The 18,410-nt window shown below is 71.0% G+C and carries 8 protein-coding genes; 2 read left to right on the top strand and 6 right to left on the bottom strand.

All coding sequences use genetic code 11. The features are described 5' to 3' along the window. Window positions 1-266 precede the first annotated feature (266 nt). Genes AB0M99_RS15535 through AB0M99_RS15520 form a run of 4 tightly spaced genes read right to left on the bottom strand, consistent with a single transcriptional unit; the run spans window position 267 to window position 8,570 of the window. Window positions 267-1,574, bottom strand: coding sequence for a TIGR02679 family protein (locus tag AB0M99_RS15535; protein WP_365920485.1), 1,308 nt, complete (start codon window positions 1,572-1,574; stop codon window positions 267-269). Continuing rightward, the gene (locus tag AB0M99_RS15530) at window positions 1,571-5,749 is read right to left on the bottom strand and encodes a TIGR02680 family protein (RefSeq protein ID WP_365920483.1); all 4,179 of its coding nucleotides are present in this window, start codon (window positions 5,747-5,749) and stop codon (window positions 1,571-1,573) included. The genes AB0M99_RS15535 and AB0M99_RS15530 overlap by 4 nt, the downstream gene beginning before the upstream one ends. After that, the gene (locus AB0M99_RS15525) at window positions 5,746-6,990 is read right to left on the bottom strand and encodes a TIGR02678 family protein (protein WP_365920481.1); all 1,245 of its coding nucleotides are present in this window, start codon (window positions 6,988-6,990) and stop codon (window positions 5,746-5,748) included. Before AB0M99_RS15525 ends, AB0M99_RS15530 begins: the two co-directional genes overlap by 4 nt. After that, on the bottom strand, window positions 6,987-8,570 hold the full coding sequence (locus AB0M99_RS15520) for a TIGR02677 family protein (RefSeq protein ID WP_365920479.1): 1,584 nt from the start codon (window positions 8,568-8,570) through the stop codon (window positions 6,987-6,989). The genes AB0M99_RS15525 and AB0M99_RS15520 overlap by 4 nt, the downstream gene beginning before the upstream one ends. Before the next feature lie 432 nt (window positions 8,571-9,002). Between AB0M99_RS15520 and pglW the strand changes: the two genes are divergently transcribed. Further along, window positions 9,003-13,646, top strand: coding sequence for a BREX system serine/threonine kinase PglW (gene pglW, locus AB0M99_RS15515; protein WP_365920477.1), 4,644 nt, complete (start codon window positions 9,003-9,005; stop codon window positions 13,644-13,646). Further along, the gene (gene pglX / locus AB0M99_RS15510) at window positions 13,643-17,257 is read left to right on the top strand and encodes a BREX-2 system adenine-specific DNA-methyltransferase PglX (RefSeq protein ID WP_365920475.1); all 3,615 of its coding nucleotides are present in this window, start codon (window positions 13,643-13,645) and stop codon (window positions 17,255-17,257) included. The genes pglW and pglX overlap by 4 nt, the downstream gene beginning before the upstream one ends. A 69-nt stretch (window positions 17,258-17,326) precedes the next feature. Here pglX and AB0M99_RS15505 read toward each other — a convergent pair whose 3' ends face one another. Beyond that, entirely contained in the window at window positions 17,327-17,536 is a 210-nt protein-coding gene (locus AB0M99_RS15505) for a DUF397 domain-containing protein (protein ID WP_365920473.1), read from the bottom strand. Further along, window positions 17,518-18,360, bottom strand: coding sequence for a helix-turn-helix transcriptional regulator (locus tag AB0M99_RS15500; RefSeq protein ID WP_365920693.1), 843 nt, complete (start codon window positions 18,358-18,360; stop codon window positions 17,518-17,520). The genes AB0M99_RS15505 and AB0M99_RS15500 overlap by 19 nt, the downstream gene beginning before the upstream one ends. Between the last annotated feature and the right edge of the window lie 50 nt (window positions 18,361-18,410).

Genomic DNA, 18,410 nt, shown 5'->3' with positions numbered 1-18,410 from the left:
CCCATGATCTTCACGATCAGCGTCACGTGGCCCCGTCCGGACCCAGCCCCGGCGCTAGCCTCCGCGCCGGACCGGCTGCCCCGACCGTTCCGCAGCGCCGTTTTGTACGGCAGACCTGCAGGTCAGGCGCCCTTTGCCACCGGTTCCAGGATCGCCACGCACTCAGCCGATAAAAATAGCAGGTCAGCGATCCAGCGCACCTTCGGTGCGCGCCGGGGGCGTGGTAAATGCCGTGGCGCGCGCCGGGGTGCTTCGTCAGAGGCGGATCACGGCGCCGTTTGCGGGCTGACTCGGGGCCCGGGCGTCAAACGGGCGTCACGGCCGGATGCATCTGCTCCCTGCCCAAGGTCTGCCAGCAGCAGGTCGAGAACCGCCTCCTCCTCGATGCGCATCCCGTGTTCTGCCAGCGCGAGGGCCAGATCCGGGTCCCACGGCGATGGGGCCGGCTGACCGGAGAGCGGCCGAGACAGACCTGCCCCGGTCGCCGCCACGCCCTCCCGGTAGTCGTCTGCCGTGTAGCGCCAGGGCCGCCAGGCCACGTGCCGCATCAGCACCGCGGCGATGCGCAGACCACCCCAGTCGAAGTCGCCGTGGTAGCGGAACTCCGTACCCCACGCATGCAGGTGGTTCAACAGCGTGAGAGCGGCGGCCGACGGCTGGCCCTGGACACAGACCAGCGGTCGGGCGTCCGGTCCGTGCACGTCCGCTGCGGCCGCAAGGACCGCGGGATTCTCACAGATGTGGACCACGGGCGGTGCCGTGCGCGGCGGACGGTGGGCGAGCTGCCGGAGGGTGAGGACGCACGGCTCGCCCCCGTCGGCCATCCAGTCCAGGGCCGGAGTCCCGCGGAGGCCCAGGGTGAGCACCGTCGAGGAGACATCGTCCCGGAGCAGGCCGACGGAAGCCCACGCGGCCCGCCGCCACGCCGCTCCCACTCCGTCGGGGTGGCCGGTCAGTGCGCGGGCGCCGGAAAGGGCGAGGGTGGCCACCGGCGTGCCGTCGTCGAGTGCGTGGGCACTCCCCAGGACGTCCGCGGCGAACACTGACAGCGACCGTGCCGGTTCGACGGGCAGTTCCCGCAGCACGCGAACGGTCTGCTCCAGGATCGGACGGGCGGCGGCAGGTGTGCGGGCGAGACGGCGTACGAGGCCGTCGTCGCGAACACGGGCGGCCCAGGCAGCGTGCTGCGGAAGGTCTTCGGCCAGCAGGGCGAGAGAGGTGTACGCCTCCTCCCAGGCATGCTCCTCACTCCGGCGGAGCTCGTCGAGTGGAACGACCCGACCGGTGAGCGCCGTCACCGCCGCCTGCAGGCCTTCCGGGCTGACACCTGATCTGACCAGCACGGCGTCCACGGTGTCGAGCCGGACCGTCAGCGCCCTGCCGCCGCCGGGTGTCCGGCCCAGCAGCCTCTCCGCCGCTGCCCGCTCGGCCGGACTCGGTGCCGCCAGCGAGACCGCTCCGGTGAGGGGCTGCCCGCGCTCCAGCCGCCGGCGTACCCGCTCCACCAGCCAGGCCAGGTCGGCGCCGCCGAGGAGGCGGCGCAGGCGGGCTTCGTCCACCGGCGTCCCGCTCACGCCCACAGGGGCTCCGGGTCCGCCGGACGCACCGGATCCTCGCGGCGCGTCCGGGCCGTGCCGTCCCACTCCCAGCGGGTGACGAGTACGGCGGCCACCTCGTCGACACGGGAAAGCTGGGCGATGGCGATGCCCGGAACCTGCGGGTAGCAGGCCCACTCCCGCTCGCTGGTCATGACCACGTCCAGGTCGAAGGCGTGGAGGAGCCCCAGGCACTTGGCGCGGGAGTCGTCGTCGACTCCCGCGAACGCCTCGTCGAGGGTGACGAGCCTGGGTGCGTGGGGGCTTCCCGCGCTCGCGTAGTGCGAGGAGGCGGCGGCGAACAGCGGTACGGAGACAGCGAGTACGCGCTCGCCCCCCGAAGCCGGTCCGGTGGCGGGCACCCAGCGGCCGTGCTGCTGGCGTTCGACGGCGAACTCGTGCCACGAGCGGTAGTCCAAGGCAGCCGTGAGGTGGTCCAGCCAGCTGCCCGCCGCGTCCTCCGTCTGCTGGCGGGCGATCTGCGTCTGCAGGAACTCCCCGACCGCGGCCCGGTCCTCGGGAGTCCAGGCATCGGCCGTCTGGAGCAGCCGCCCCCGGGCCTGGGCAAGGCCCGCCGGAGCCTTGCGGGAGGCCCGCCACACCAGACGCAACGTCATGCCGGTGGAAGTGGGCCGTTCCTCCAGCTCTGCGTTCATGGCCAGCACCTTGCGCTCCGCGGCCCCGATGAGTTCCTGGAGCGTGCCCGCGACCTCGGTGATGAGGTGGGTTTCCAGGATCTCGCGTTCGTGCGCGGAAAGGATGCGGGTGAGTTCGCCGACCTCCACGGCAAGCGCCTCGGCAAGTTCGGGTACGGCACGCTCCCGGCCCTGGTACACGATGTCGACGACCATGCCGTCCTCGACCATCCGGGCGGAGGCGGTGTGGCCGTGGCGGGACAGCGCGTCCTGGAGGGTCTTGAGCTCCTCGCTCAGGCGCCGCTGCACCCGCTCCCAGGCCCCGTCCGAGTCGTCGGTGGCCGCGAGTTCCGACTCCAGGGCGCGGGACAGCGCGATGGCCGGGGTGGCCGCCCACGGTCCGTCTCCCGTCGCGGGTACGGCGAGCTCGGGGAGCGCGACCGTGATGAGGCCGGTGGTCGCGAACCGCTGGAGCGCGGCGATCGCTTCGGAACGCGCGGCGGCGGCACCGGTGACGTCCTTCTCCAGCTGCTCGATCCGTCCCTGAGCCCGGTTGGCCCGACCGTCCGCCTGCGTGCGGCGGTCCTGGGACAGACTCTGCTCGACCGCACAGGCGCGCAGGGCCCGGGCGGTCTCGGCGAGCCTGCGCTCCAGCTCGGCCACGGCGGTTCCGACGGTCGAGCGCAGGGTGGCAAGCCGCTCGTCGGCAGCTGCCGCCTCCCGTGCGGTCTCCTGAGTGCGAAGGCCGAGTGCGGCGGAGCGCGCCGCAGCCCGGGCGGCTTCCTCCCGTTCCCCCTCCACCTGCTCGGACGCCTCCGAGCGCTCGCGCAGCGCGGGCCAGAGGGCGGCCAGTACGGCGGCGAGTTCGCCGAGCGCCTGCCGTACGCCGGCCAGGGCGGACCGGTCCGCGGGCAGCCCCAGATCGGCCGCGGCCTCGTGGAGTCCGGCGGTCGCCAGCTCGGCCTGCTCGGCCGCGGCCAGCACATCCGCGGCCCGCTCCGCACGACGGAGCCCGGCCCGGCGGCCGGTCTCGGCGGCGGCCGCGGCACGGGCATGGGACCGGGTCAGCGCGGTCTCGTCCGGCAGGGAGGCGAGTTCGGCATCGAGCGTACGGCGGCGGTCCGCCAGCCCCTGTGCCTCGTCCGCGACGGACGCCGACTCCCTTCGCAGGAGTTCCAGTTCGGCGCGCAGCGCATCGGCGCGAACGCGGCGCGCGGCCTCCCGGGCGCCTTCGCCGATGTACTCGGCGGCCTGCTTGGCCCAGCGACCGGTGAGGGCGCCGACGCGGAAGGTTCCGTCCACCGCGGCCCAGGTGTCCACGGCGGCCCAGGGGTCCTCCGCCGGCCGCGTGCTCCCCCGCACGGCATCCGGCACTCCCGTCCCGGCGGCCGTGTCCGCGTCGGCCGCACCCAGACCGATCGCCGCGAGCAGGCGGGACACCGCCGCTTCGCCCACGGCGGCGGACCGGGCATCACCGCGGTCCACTGCCGGGCACAGGACATCGGCGAGCGACGGTCCGTCGACCGGCCCCCTCGCCGGGTCGAGGAGAACGTCGTGGCAGTCCGCGGCGAGGACCCCGCCGTCGGGACGCACCCACGCGTCCAGCAGTCCGGCCGCCTCCAGGGCCGCTTCCAGCCCGGCCCGGTCACGGTCGCCGACCTGCTCCCGGAAGTCGATCAGCCGCCACAGGGGGGCACCGGCGAACCGGTCGCGAAGGCCGGGCGTCCGGGTGGGCGGGGCTGCCGGTCCGCGTCCGCCGCCGGCCTCCAGGGCCCCGAGCTCTTCCTCGGCCTCGGAGGTGCGGGCCGTCAGGCCCGCCCGCTGCTGCGCCGCCTGCGCCATCCGCTCGGCGAGCACTCCTGCCGTGGCGCTGTGCGCCAGCGATGCATGCCGCCGGGCCGGGTTGGGGCCGTCCTGGTGCCGGGCCCATTCCTGGAGCTCGTCCAGCAGCCCCGTCGGATCGGGGTAGGCGAGTTCCGTGCAGCGGCCCGTGTGCTCACGCACGGCGTCGACCAGGGCGCGCCCCTCGGCCGTCACCGCCTCCTCGGCGGTGTCCCGGGCCTCGGCGGCCTGCGCCAGGTCGGCCTCCGCCTCGTCGAGCCGCCGTACCGCGCTCCGACGCTCGGCCTCGGCCTCGTCGGCCCGGTCCGCCAGGTCCTCCATGTGCGCGAGGCTTCGGCGGCGGCGGTCGGCGGCCTCCGTCACGGCGGCCTTCAGCTCGGCAGGCGCCAGTGACTCGTCCCCGGGCAGCTCCAGCCGGGCTGCAACGGCTGCTTCCCGTGCGCTGATCAGCGTCTGCCCGGCCCGCTCGTGTGCCGCCCGGAGCCGGTTCTCGGCGCTCCCGAGACGGGTGAGGGCCCGCGCGTGCAGGGCATCGGCCTCCTCCTGGTCCTCGCGTGCCCGGTCGTGTGCCTGCGCGGACCGCTCCGAAGTCTGGGCCGCCCGCTCCAGTTCACGGGCGCTGCGCATCTCCGGGCCCTCGCGCAGGGCGGCGTCCGTCGCCTCCAGCCTCGCCTGCGTGTCGGCCAGCTCGCCGATCCGGCCGGCGGCCGCCTCGCGCTCGCCTTCGGCCTCGCTCTTGTCCGCCTGTGCCACGGCGAGCTCGCGCAGGAGCTGCTCGTACCTGGAGTGCTCGGTCCTCGGCAGGCGTGCCCGGCGCCTTGAGGCGATGCGCGCGTAGCGCCGGTAGTGGTCGAGGAACGCGGAGGCCGCGCGCTCGGCCGCCCCGGCGGCCCGCAGTTCCTCCTTCTCCTCGTCCAGGGAGCGGAAGGCTTCCGCGACGTCCGCGATGACGGCCTGGTCCATGGGCGGCAGCGCCTCGGTGAGGGCGCGGGAGAGGGCGGCCTCGTTCGGACGTTTGGACAGCTGGGGCTGGCGCAGCTGGATGAGGAGGTCCACCAGGGCCGCGTAGCGCTGCTCGCCGAGCCCGAACAGCGCCTCGTCGACGGCGCGGCGGTACGCCTTGGCCTGGTCGTAGACCATCCCCGCTCCGGCTACCGCCTCGATGAGCCGGTCCCGGGAAAGGACCGTGCCGGTGGCGTCGAGGAGGCTCAGGGATCCCGGTGAGCGCAGCTCGGCCGGTGCGTGGTCGATCCGCTGCGCGGTCACCGCCCACCAGTGGCGGGCGATTCCGCGTCCGCTGACGGCTTTGAGTCCGCAGACGAGCGTACGGAAGTGCTCCTCCCCGCCGGCTTCGTCACGGCGCCCGAATTCCACCCAGGTGTAGCCGAGCCGTTCGGAGTGGGGGTGCTCGCCGCCGAGGAGGAGGTTCCACTCCATCCGCTTGCCCGCGTCGCCGTCCGGCTCGACACGGCGGGCGCTGAGATCCCCGTCGAGGAGGAAGGGCAGGGTCAGGGCGAGCACCTTGGACTTGCCGGTCCCGTTGTTCCCGCGGAGCAGGAGCCGGCCGTCGCGGAAGTAGAACTCCTCCACGTCGTAGTGGAAGAGGTCGACGAGCCCCATCCGCAGGGGCTGCCAGCGGGAGCGCGCGGGGGCCGGGAGCCCGGTGCGGGGGTTCATCGTCGGTTGGCCTTTCGCTGTGCGGGCACCGCGGCGGAACCCGCCGTGCCGGGTTCGATGACGACGGTCGGTCCGACGGCGTACCGGGCGAGTGCCGGGCGGGGCAGGACGCCGCCGGGGGTACGGGAGACCAGACCGAGGGCGCAGAGCCGGGCGAGTGCCTGTTCCACGAGCTCCCGTTCGGCGCCCGGCTCCCGCGCGGACTTGGACCAGAAGCCGCCGTGCTCCGAGGCCAGGTCGGCCACCCGGTGCTCCAGAGCGGCCGTGGTGACGAAGCCCCCGGCTGCCGCCAGGTGTTCGGCCAGCAGGAGGGTGACATGGCCGTGGGTCCCCGATTCCGGCATGCGGATGTCGGTCAGGTCGTCGTCGGGGTCGACCATGGCGATGCCCTCGGCCCGGACCTCGGGCACCAGACCCGTCAGCTCGGTGATCCGCGCGGTGAGGAAGCCCCGCTGGCGGGTGAGGTAGGCCAGTTCGGCGTCGGTGAGTTCGTCGTAGTAGAGCACGGGGTCGTCGAGCAGCCGGCGGGTCAGTGCCCGGCGCATCGCGCGGAAGCGCAGTTCGTCGCTGTCGAGGGCCGTCTCGGCGGTGAGTTCGGCCAGCCGGTCCTCCATCGACTCGGCCCGGACGGTCGAAGGGCCCCTGCGGGTGGCGAGCAGCCCGGCGAGCACGCGCCGTTCGACGTCGTACAGGACGTCGCCGGCTCCGCTGACGTACGCGTCCTCGTCGCCGGCGACCCGGCGCAGGACGCCGAGGCCGAGCAGGAGCCGTACGACGGCCGCCAGGTCGAGGCGCTCCTCCCGGCGGTCCAGGGTGAAGTGGATCCCGGCGGCGGCGAGCCGGGGATCGGCGGCGTCCAGGACCACCTGGTCGGCGAGCCGGCCCAGCGCGATCTGTGCCTCGCCGCGTTCGAGGGCGGCGAGGGCGAGGCACAGCAGGACGTAGCGGCGGCGCGTGAACGGAGCGGCGCTCCGGGTGGCGTCGCGGGCCGGGTGGGTGGCGTCGTCGAGGCGCGCCGGGGTCTTGCCGAGCCTGGCCGTGTCGGCGTCGGCCTGGAGGGACCAGCCGGTGTTGCGGTCGAACCATTCACGCAGCTCGGAGGCGTGCCGCCGGACGAGACGGAACTCGTCGGACTGGGGACCGTGCGCGAGCAGCAGGGGGTGCTTGAGGAGGGCTCGGGCGGCCTTGCGCAGTTCGGCGGCGTGCTGCCCGTCCAGCACTTCGGCGAGCGGAGTGCTCACGCTCCCTCACTCCCTTCGACGCGGCCCCCGGTGAGGTCGGTGAGGTCGGTGATCTCGATGGTGTGATCGGGGCCGCGGAACACCCCGTCCGGTGTGCGGACTTCGGCGGTGGTCCCGTCGGCCCCGGCGGTGAGCCGGATCTCCATGGATCCGTCGTTGCTGGTGGCCACGGTGTGCGTCATACCGGGCCGCCAGGTGGCCAGTGCGTCGCCGAGCAGCTGGAGGAACATCCGGAAGCTGACGGGGTCGAGCTCGCCGAGCCCGGACAGCCTGGTGGTGCCGTCGGTGGCGAGCCGGGCCCGGGCGGCGGCGATCTCGGCCGCCTGCTTGGCCGCCGTCTCGGCGAGCAGCCGGCGCGCCTCCTGCCGGTCCTCCACCTTGCGGGGCTTGCCGCGCCGCTCGTAGCTGCCGGTACGGCGCAGCTGGGGGCTGATGTGCAGCGGCGCGGCGTCGGCCCACGGGGTGGACGCGGGATCCGGGTGCGCGAGCCTGGCGGCCAGCGTCTCGGCGTCCAGCGAGAGGTGCCGTGCCGGATAGAGCCCGAAGGCGGTCCGCCACAGCCGGTGCCGGGCGTCGTCGTCGGGTGCCTCGGCGAACCACTGGGCGAGGGTGCGGAAGTCGGCGGACCGGTCGGAGCGCCCGGCCCGTCGCTCGTTCAGCGACCGCACGACGGCGAGCAGCTGCGGAATCGCGCCCAGCGCTCTCCCTCTCAGCAGCCGGGCCTGCGACTCCCGGCCGTCCCGGCTGAGGAACCAGGCACCGAGCCCGGCCCACCGGCCGGCCCACCGCTCGTACGCGGCCAGCTCGGCGTGCGCGGCCTCCTGCGGGGTGGCGTCGGCGGCCTCGCGGGCGGCGGCGGCCCGCAGCAGGGGCTGGATCCGGCCGTCGCCCTCCAGCTCCAGGATCAGCCGGGCGATGCGCCCGCCGAGGGTGATCAGGTCCTGGATGAAGCGCTCCAGGTACTGGATCAGCTGGTCCTTGTAGGCGAGGAAGACCTCCTCCCCCACGTCGTGGAGGTCGATGGTCCGTTGCAAGGACCCCATGAAGGCCCGCGCGTTGTCGGCGAGCGCGGCGAAGCGGCTGGCGAGGGCGTCGAGCGCGAGATGGGCCTTGGCAGGATCCGGCGCCTCCTCGGCCGCCAGCACCAGGAGGGCGCGCAGCTGCGTGACGATGTCGTGCAGCGCGACGGCCTGCAGCGCACCCCGCCGCCCCAGCGCCTCGTCGTACGCGGACAGGGCCTGCTCGGCGGCCTCCCCCTCCCGCGTGAGCTGGTAGATGAAGCGCTTGCGGTAGAAGTCCTCGACGGCGGTGACCCGCCCGGTGTCCGGATCGGCCCGCAGGTTCCCCCACGCCACGAGCTTGTCCAGGGCGCCGACGACCCCCTCCAGCTCGGCCGGCCGTACACCGCCCACGAGCCCGGCGTGCACCTCCTCGGGCCGCAGGTGCACGGCGAACCGCTCCTTGGCGACGAGGAACGTCCGCATCACCGCGCGGTAGAGCAGCACGTTCGGGGCGGTGAGGTGCGCGAAGGGCCCGTATGCGTCGGGCGGGCCCTCGGCCTGCGGAGAAAACATGTTCATTGCCCGCCATCCTCCCCGAACATCGCCCTTGATCGACACAGGCTTGGGTACTTGACCGATTCGTATCGATCCTGACCGTGCCCGGCCTGCAGCGAAGTCACCGGAAGCGCCGGAGGATGCCCGTGCGCTCGAGTTCCGACACGTGTTCCGCGACCCGCGCCGGGGCGGAGCCCGCAGGTGCCTCGGCCAGACCGCCTCGGCCACCACATACGGGTGACGCGCGTCGGATATCGGAGGTCCTCCACGCCCGAAGGTCCACCTCACCGGTGGCTCGATGACCTGCACCAGTGGCCCGATGACCTGCGCTGCCCGCTTGGTCGTACCTGCCCCGGATGTCGCATCCCGCGGATAGGATCTCCCTTCGAGCTGCGTACCGCCGGATGGCCGAACCGGGCAGCTCTCCAGCACCAGGCGACGAAGCGGGGGCGGCACATGCGGGAAGGCCGGTGGACCACGGTCACCGAGTCCGAGTACGAGCACGAGCACCGCGGCCTGGAGGCGATCCGCGAGAAGCTCCCGGACTCCGACCCGTGGCGAGCCTGGTCGAACTTCACCTTCACCGCGAACACCGGACACGTCCGCGAGATCGACCTGCTCGTCATCGCCCCCGGCGGCGTCTGCATGATCGAGCTCAAGAACTGGCACGGCTCCGTGACCAGCGAAAACGGCACCTGGGTACAGACCGCGCCCAACGGCCGACGCGTCCTGCACGGCAACCCCCTGCACCTCGTCAACAAGAAGGCCAAGGAGCTCGCCGGGCTCCTCGGCCAGAACGGCAAGCGCGTCTGGGTCGCGGAAGCCGTCTGCTTCACGGACGACGGCCTGCGCATCCGCCTTCCCGCCCACGACGAGAACGGCGTCTACACCGTCGCCGAGCTGGTCGCGATGCTGCAGCAGCCGCCGCGCGACGAGCGCCGGCGGATCACCGCCGTCGACTCCCGCGAGATCAAGGCCGCCCTGGAGCGCGTCGGGGTCCGCCCCAGCGACGCCAAGTACAAGGTCGGCCCGTACGAACTGAAGCGGAAGTCCTTCGACTCCGGCGAGACCTGGGCGGACTACCTCGCCGAGCACACCGAGCTGCCCGAGGTCGCCCGCGTCCGTATCTACCTGCGCGAACGCGGCTCCGACACCACGATCCGGCAATCGGTCGAGAACGCGGCCCGGCGCGAAGCGGCGGTCCTGCGCCGCTTCCGCCACCCCGGCGTCGTCCAGCTCAAGCAGTACGACCCGTCCGGGCACGTCTCGGGCCCCGCCCTGATCTTCGACTACCACCCGCAGACCCTGCGCCTGGACGAGTACCTCCTCCAGTACGGCGAGAAGCTCGACATCCTCGGGCGCATGGCCCTGGTCCGCCAGCTCGCCGAGACCATGCGCTCCGCGCACTCCAGCCGTATCCACCACCGGGCGCTGGCCGCCCGCTCCGTCCACGTCCTGCCGCGCAACCGGGGCCGCGAAGGGCAGGCACTCGGCGAGGACGCGGCCTGGCTCTCCCCGCACCTGCAGATCTCCGACTGGCAGATCGCCACCCAGCGCAGCGGAACGGGCGGCTCCGGGGAAGGGGCGACCCGGTTCGCTCCGACCGCCCTGTCCGCGATGCACCTGGCGGAGGGCTCCGACCCGTACCTGGCGCCCGAACTGACCGCGCTCAACGCCGACCCGGTCTACCTGGACGTGTACGGCCTCGGCGTCCTCACCTACCTCCTCGTCACGGGCAGGGCGCCGGCTGCGAGCCAGGCGGAACTGCTGACCCGCCTCGAAGCGGGCGAGGGGCTGCGTCCCAGCTCGCTGGTGGACGGCCTCTCCGAGGACATCGACGACCTCGTCCAGGCGGCCACCGCCTACCGGCCCAGCCAGCGCCTCTCCAGCATCGACGAATTCCTGGAGATGCTGGAGCTCGTCGAGGACTCCCTCACGACCCCCGCCGGGCCCCCGGTCCCGGAGGCCCCCGAGAAGGACCCCCTCGAAGCCGTCGCCGGCGACGTACTGGGCGGCCGCTGGCAGGTCCGGCGCCGCCTGGGCACCGGCTCGACCAGCCGGGCCTTCCTCGTCCACGACCAGGACCACGTCGGACGCAAGACGCGTCCCCTCGCGGTCCTCAAGGTGGCGCTCTCCGACAACCGCGGCGAGATCCTCGCCCACGAGGCCGAGATCATGGGGCGGCTGCGCGCCGACTCCCGCATCATCCGGCTCGTGGAGCCGGAGCCGCTGAAGATCGCCGACCGTACCGTCCTCGTGCTGGAGTACGTGGGCGACGAGCGGGAGGAGAGCGGCGAGGGCGAGGAGTCCGCCGCCCCCCGTGCCCGTCGCCGCGAGGAGACCGTCGCCCGCCAGCTCCGTGAGAGCGGCCGGCTCCAGATCGACCAGCTGGAGGCGTACGGCGACTACCTCTTCGGCGCCGTCGACTTCCTGGAGGGCGAGAGTGTCTGGCACCGCGACATCAAGCCGGACAACATCGCCATCCGCATCCGCCCGAACCGCACCCGCGAGCTCGTCCTCATCGACTTCTCCCTGGCCGGATACCCGGCGAAGGACTACGAGGCCGGTACCGAGGGCTACCTCGACCCCTTCATCGGGACGCTGACCCGCACCGCCTACGACTCCCACGCCGAGCGGTACGCCGTCGCGGTCACCCTGCACCAGATGGCCTCGGGCGAGCTCCCCAAGTGGGGCGACGGCTCGGTTCTGCCCCGGATGACCGACCCGAAGAAGCACCCGTACCCGACCATCGCGAAGGACGCCTTCGAGCCCGGTGTGCGCGACGGCCTGGTCGCCTTCTTCGAGAAGGCCCTGCACCGGGACGCCGCCCGGCGCTTCCCCGAGCTGAAGCCGATGCGCGACGCCTGGAAGAAGATCTTCCTGGACGCCACGCAGACCGTCCCGTCCAGCCACCGCTCCCGCCACCCGGAGCCTTCCGAGACCCCGGCCGTCGATGCCGGTCAGGCCGCCATCGCGGACGCCGAGCCGCTCACCGCGGAGCAGCAGCGCGAGCAGCTGGCGGCGGAGGTCACCCGCGACACCCACCTGTCGGCCGCCGGCCTCACCCCGGCCGCCGAGGCGTTCCTGTACGGGTTGCACGTCACCACGGTCGGCGAGCTCCTCGACTACAGCCGCCGCAAGCTCCTCAACGCCCCCGGCCTGGGTGCGAAGACCCGGAGCGAGGTGCAGCGCCGCCAGCGCGAGTGGGGCGACCGGCTGCGCGAGACACCGGTCTCGCCGCTCACCCCGCGGGGCCGGGCGGAGGCCAAGGAGGAACTGGCCCAGCTGTCCGCCACCGAGTCGGCGCTGCTCGGCACGCTGGCCACCGGGGACGAGGCCGGCGGACTCAGCGGCTCCGCGCTGCGGGCCGTCAGCCTGGACACCCTGGCCACGATCTTCGTACCTGAGCTCAACAACAACCGCTCGAACCACAGCAAGGTCGAGACCGTCCGCCTGCTCCTGCGCCTGCCCAACGCGCAGGGCGAGCTCCCCGACATCGGGGTCTGGCCGAAGCAGAAGGACATCGCGGACGCGCTCGGCCTGTCGGCCGGCCGCATCCCGCAGCTCCTGAAGGAAGAGCGCAAGCGCTGGAAGAAGCACCCGGCGATCCAGGCCCTCCGCGCCGAGATCCTGGACCTCCTGTCTGATCTGGGCCGGGTCGCTTCGGCCGCCGAGATCGCCGACGCCCTCGCCGTGCGCCGGGGTACGCAGCTCTCGGAGCGCGAGCAGCGCCGCGCGCTGGCGCTGGCCGCCGTACGGGCCGTGGTGGAGGTGGAGCAACTGGAGCCGGAGGAAGCCGAGTTCCAGCACCAGCCCAACCGCAAGGCCACCGAGGAGGCCCTGGGCGCGGGCCTCCTCGCCCTGGACGTCCGCGAGGACGACGCCCCGGACACCCCGACGGCGCCGGGCCTGCTCGACTACGCCACCCGCCTCGGGAAGACGGCTGATCGCCTGGCCAAACTCGAAACCCTGCCGACGGCGACGACGGTCCTGGGCGAGCTCGGCTCCCTCACTCCGCCGCCGGGCTCGGTGGAGTGGGACGAGCGCCGCCTGGTGGAGCTGGCTGCCGCCGCCTCCCTCAACGCAGCGGCGACCCCCCGCCTGGAGATCTACCCGCGCGACCTGTCCCTGGTACGCGCCCTCCGCCTGACCCAGGCCGGCCTGGTCCGCCTCATCCCCGGCGTCCCGGACGCCCGCCAGCCGGGCGTGACGGGCGAGGACGTCCACGAGCGCGTCCGGGCCCGCTTCCCGGAGCTGGTCCTGCCGGACTCCCGCGGCGGCTTCTCCCACGACCTCCCGACGGCAGGCCCCCTCACCAAAGCCCTCCGGGATGCGGGCTTCGACCTCACCCTGTCCACGCGCGAGGACACCAAGACCCTGCGCTACCTCCCGACGCGGATGGACAGCGCGTCCAGCTATCTCACGACGGGCGCGTGGCGCCAGGCCACCGATGTCGGGGCCGTCACCCGCTACGCGGACGATCCGGCGCTGGCGGCCGCGGTCCGCGCGAAGGAACGTCTGACCGCCTCGGCCCGCCGCGACGGCTACCGCGTCCTGACCGTGCACCACCACCGCCCGGAGGAAGCAGTACGGGCGCTGGGCGCGGCCCCCATCGGAGCCCAGGCCGTCTCGGTGACGGCCCTGTTCCTGGAAGCCATGCACGCACTGGCCCCGGAAGGCTCGAAGCCGACGTGGGAAACCCTCCTCAAGGCAGACGTGGCGGAGGCCGGCTCGCGAGGCGCGATGAAGTTCGCGGAGTACGCTCGGACGGCCTGGGGCTCGGTGGAACCCCAGATCCGCACCCTGCTGGACCCGTCCGCCGGCTCCGGCCCCGTCCTCCTCACGGAGGCCTCGGCCTTCGCCCGCTACGACGCGATGGGCGTCGTGGACCGGCTGGCGGACGCGGCCCGCCAGGGCGGCCGAGGGCTGTGGCTCCTCGTCCCGCAAGGCGACCCGGCCAGGGAGCCGAAGCTGGGCCAGGTCGCGGTGGCGTACCAAGCGGGCCTGGGCGAATGGATCGAACTTCCGGACTCGTGGGTCAAGGACGCGAGGACGAACACGACAGCAGTAACCGATCGACCCGAGGGAGACACCAAGTGATCGACCGCAAGGCCCTGTTGGAAGACCTCAAGAAGCAGGTCAAGGCGGTCGAGACGGACCTCGGCAAGCAAGTCAAAGCCGTCGCCGAGGTAGGTACTCGCCTCCGCGCCGAGTACGACCAGGCCCGCAAGCTGGGCCGCACTGCGGCGACGTGGAACTCCTGGCTGGACGAGCGGGTGACGCAGGTCGCGGTGGCCTGGGTCCTGGGCACGGTCTTCGTCCGCTTCTGCGAGGACAACGAACTCATCCCGGAGCCCTACCTGACGGCCCCGGATGCCGATCGTCGTGACCTGGCCCTGGCCCGGTACGAGGAGTACGTGACCAAGGACCCGGACCCGACCTTCCGCGGCTGGCTGGAGCGCGCCTTCGAGGACCTCGGCGCGGGCCAGGCAGGCCGGCTCCTCTTCGACCGCAAGCACAACCCCCTCTTTCAGATCCCCCTGTCCCACGACGGCGCCCGCGAACTGATCGCGTTCTGGCGCGAGCGTGACGAGGCGGGAATCCTGGTCCACGACTTCACGGACAAGCTGAACGAGGACGGTACCGAGGGCTGGGACACCCGCTTCCTCGGCGACCTGTACCAGGACCTGAGCGAAGCCGCACGGAAGACGTATGCGCTGCTCCAGACTCCGGAGTTCGTGGAGGAGTTCATCCTCGACCGCACGATGGACCCGGCGGTCCGCGAGTTCGGCTACGAGGACCTGAAGATGATCGACCCCACATGCGGGTCGGGCCACTTCGTCCTGGGCGCCTTCCGGCGACTGGTCCGCCTGTGGGGCGAGGGCCAACCGGGCAAGGATGTGCACGAGCGAGTCCGGACTGCCCTCAATTCGGTGCACGGAGTCGACCTGAACCCATTCGCGGTTGCCATTGCTCGGTTCCGGTTGCTCGTAGCCGCGATGGCATCGAGCGGCGTGCGGACGATGACGGAGGCCTCGAGGTACGAGTGGCCGATTCATCTGGCAGTCGGCGACTCACTAATCAAAGCGCGACAACTGGAGCTGAGGCTGGGCGGCGATGACGAGTACAACTCTCTGGCCTCATTCGCTTACGCCACTGAGGATGTGCACGAGCACCCTGGAATTTTGCAGCAGGGGCGGTACCAAGTAGTAGTCGGAAACCCGCCTTACATCACGGTGAAGGACAAGAAGCTTAACGCCTTGTACCGCGATTTGTATGACGCCTGTTCGGGGACTTACGCCCTGTCCGTTCCGTTCGCACAGAGGTTCTTCGAGCTGGCCCAGCGAGGCGGACCCGATGGAAACGGCTACGGGATGGTCGGCCAAATCACAGCAAGTTCATTCACCAAGAGGGAATTCGGAAAACGACTCATCGAGGATTTCTTCACCCACAAAACCGAGATCTCGGAGGTAATTGATACCTCCGGTGCCAACATTCCGGGCCACGGCACACCAACGATTATCATCATTGGCAGAAACAACTCGACGGCCAGCCGATCAGGGACCATTAGAACGGTACGTGGAATCCAGGGAGAACCTTCAACGCCCGAGAGCGGCAAGAGCGGGCTGGTCTGGCAAGCAATCACGAGTCAAATCGACTTTCCCGACTCAGTCAGCAGCTGGGTTTCCGTTGAAGACTTGGAACGCTCACGCTTTTTCGGGAGCCACCCATGGATCCTTGCCGCTGGGGGCCGCGAAACCGTCGATGAGATCGAAGCAAACGCGCACGGCACCCTCAAGGGTGGCTCAGTCCGCGTCGGTTTCGTTGGCATGACACACGCAGACGATGTGATGATTCGCCCCTCCCGCGCTTGGTCCGACCTCTTGAAAGAAGAAGTCACCCCTGCAGCTAGCGGCGACGAGCTCCGCGATTGGGGCGTGTCGACTGAAAACTCCGCCCTCTTCCCATACACCCCCGATCGGTCACCCAAGCCGCTTGCGACGGCGGTTCTGCAGTCGGCAGACATATGGCCATACCGGACGGAATTGGGAAATCGAGCCACTTTTTCCGGGCAAAATTATTTCCACGCAAATCGCCCTTGGTGGGAATGGCATCAGCTACCTAAAGATTCGGATACGCACCCCTGGTATCTCGCCTATTCGTTTGTCGCCACACACAATCACTTCACGCTAGACAGAAATGGCACGGCATTCAAGCAATCCGCACCAGTCGTTAAGCTTTCAAGCGATGCGGAGATCGATGATTTTCAGAATCTACTCGGAATTCTGAACAGCTCCACGGCGTGCTTCTGGCTTAAGATGCGCTGCCACAACATGGGGAGCACGGTGGATGCCCAGGGGTCACGTCAGACCACCGTGCCGTTCGAGGATTTTTATCAATTCAACGGATCCAATGTTCATCGTTTTCCCCTTCCCGCCGCCTACCCCACTCCCCTCGCCGCCGCTTTGGATGGCCTCGCTCAGGAGCTCGCGGCCACCAGCCCGTCCGTCGTGGTAGCCAACGGCACCCCCACCGCCACCGCCCTTCGCGAGGCCCGCACAGCTTGGCAATCCGTCCAAGCACGCATGATCTCCCTCCAGGAGGAGCTAGACTGGCAGGTCTACTCGCTGTACCACCTGGCCCGTGAGGACCTTCGCGCCTCCGAGGACCCCAACGCTCCAGACACCCCCACACTCGCCCTCGGCGAGCGGGCCTTCGAGATTGCGCTCGCCCGCCGGGCTGCCGCAGGCGAGGCCAGCGACGAATGGTTCAGGCGGCATGGATCTACTCCCGTAACCGAGATGCCTCACCATTGGCCCTTTGCCTACCGCGAGGTCGTCCAGAAGCGGATCGACGCCATTGATTCGAGCCGGGTCATCGGGATGGTCGAGCGGCCGGAGTACAAGCGGCGGTGGGCCACCGAGGGGTGGGACGCGCTTCAGGAGAAGGCGCTTCGGTCCTGGCTGCTTGACCGGATCGAGAACCGTGATCACTGGTTCGACGAGAACGACATGCCCGCCCTCGTCAGCCTCTCCCGGCTCACGGACGTGCTCTCCCGCGACGAGGACTTCGTCTCCGTTGCCAAGATCTACGCGCCCCGCAAGGAACTTCCCGCCGTCGTCGCCGAGCTGATGACCGACGAACATGTGCCGTTCCTCCCCGCCCTGCGCTACAAGCCCTCCGGACTGAAGAAGCGCGAGGACTGGGAGCACGTATGGGACCTCCAGCGGCAGGAAGACTCCGCCCCGGACGAGCCGGCCAAGCGGAAGATCCGGGACGCGATCCCCGTACCGCCGAAGTACACCTCGGCAGACTTCCTGCGGCCCTCCTACTGGAAGGCGCGCGGCAAGCTCGACGTGCCCAAGGAACGGTTCATCTCGTACGGGCAGACCAACACCCCCACCCCCGACCTCTACGGCTGGGCCGGCTGGGACCACCGGGAGCAGGCATACGCCCTCGACGCGTACATCGCCTCCCACGAGGCCCTGACCACCGAGGAACTGACCCCGTTCCTTGCCGGGCTGCTGGAACTCCAGCCCTGGCTTGAGCAGTGGCATGACGAGTTCGACGCGAACTTCGGTGCCTCGCCAGCCGCGTTCTTCCGTGGCGACCGGCAGATGGTGCAGGGCGAGCACGGCCTGACCGACGACGACCTGCGTGCTTGGCGCCCGGCCGCCGCCACACGCGGGCGGCGCGCCACCAAGAAGTAGCAGCCGGAACAGCGGATGGCTCTCGTGGACTCATCGAGTCCACGAGAGCCATCCGCTTGCTCCGCCGGTTCAAGCGGACATCTGGCCGCCGCTGACCGCGCGGACGAAGGACCGCCAGGCTCCTACCGGAAAGACGAGCACCGATCCGTTCGGGAGCTTGCTGTCCCTCACGGGAACGACCGTGATGAAGTCATGGGAGACCTCAAGACACGCGCCGCCGCCCGAGTTGCTACGGGAGCTCTTGCGCCACGTCGCGGCCCTCAGGTTGATGGGTTGCACGGTGTTGCCTCCAGCAGATCGAGGATGAACTTCCGCGACTCAGCCGGGGAAAGGGCCATGTCTCGAATCTCGTCGTAGGCGCGGTGAAGGCGTTCCACCGGTGCGTTCTCCTCAATCAGGTCACCCCGGTAGGCATTCTCCGTGTACGCCACCGTCCGCCCATCGGGTTGACGCAGGAACGACAGGTCTGTGCTGTCGAGCCCATGCAACCCGGCGCTGAACGGCAACACGTGGACGACCACGTTGGGCCAGGTCGCCAACTCGGCAACGTACTCCAACTGCTCCCGCCAGGCCTGCCCGTCCCGTAGGGCTGTCCGCAACGCAGTCTCCGAGAGGATCGTTCGGAAGCGCGGCGCCCCCGCCCCTTCCAGCAGGGCCTGCCGCCCCAATCGTGCCTCCACCTGCTGGGTCAAGTCATCCCCGGAGAAGCCACCTGCAGCCAGCAGCTCGGTCGCGTAGTCCTGCGTCTGAAACAGCCCCGGCAACACACTCACCCCGAAGTGCGACAGGCTGACCGCCTCCGCCTCCAGCCCCATGTACCGCCGGTACTGCTCTTTGAACTGTGTCTTGTCCCCCAGCGCCACTTCCCACAACGCCAGCAAAAGCCCCGGCGTCCCGTAGTGCTGGTCCAGCGCCTGGACGACCTCGGGGCCGCCCAGGGTCTCGCCCTTCTCCATCTTCCCGAAGAGCGACCAGTCCCACCCCAGCCGTTCCCCCAGCTGCCGCAGGCTCGCCCCGCTCCCCGTCCTGAGCCGCCGCAGCTCCTCCGCGAACCGCTGCCGCGGCTCCCTGCTCCGGCCCGTGACCGCTCGACGTGGCGGCATGACGACTACCTCCCTGATGACCATGGAAGTGGAAGGTGTGGAACTAACGA

The organism is Streptomyces sp. NPDC051183 (assembly GCF_040682455.1).
Lineage (GTDB): Bacteria > Actinomycetota > Actinomycetes > Streptomycetales > Streptomycetaceae > Streptomyces.
This window is presented reverse-complemented; position numbering and strand designations above follow the sequence as displayed.

Coding starts and splice junctions, on each gene's coding strand:
- AB0M99_RS15530 (WP_365920483.1), bottom strand. CDS start 5,749: ATGAACCCCCGCACCGGGCTCCCGGCCCCCGCGCGCTCCCGCTGGCAG.
- AB0M99_RS15520 (WP_365920479.1), bottom strand. CDS start 8,570: ATGAACATGTTTTCTCCGCAGGCCGAGGGCCCGCCCGACGCATACGGG.
- pglW (WP_365920477.1), top strand. CDS start 9,003: ATGCGGGAAGGCCGGTGGACCACGGTCACCGAGTCCGAGTACGAGCAC.
- AB0M99_RS15500 (WP_365920693.1), bottom strand. CDS start 18,360: ATGCCGCCACGTCGAGCGGTCACGGGCCGGAGCAGGGAGCCGCGGCAG.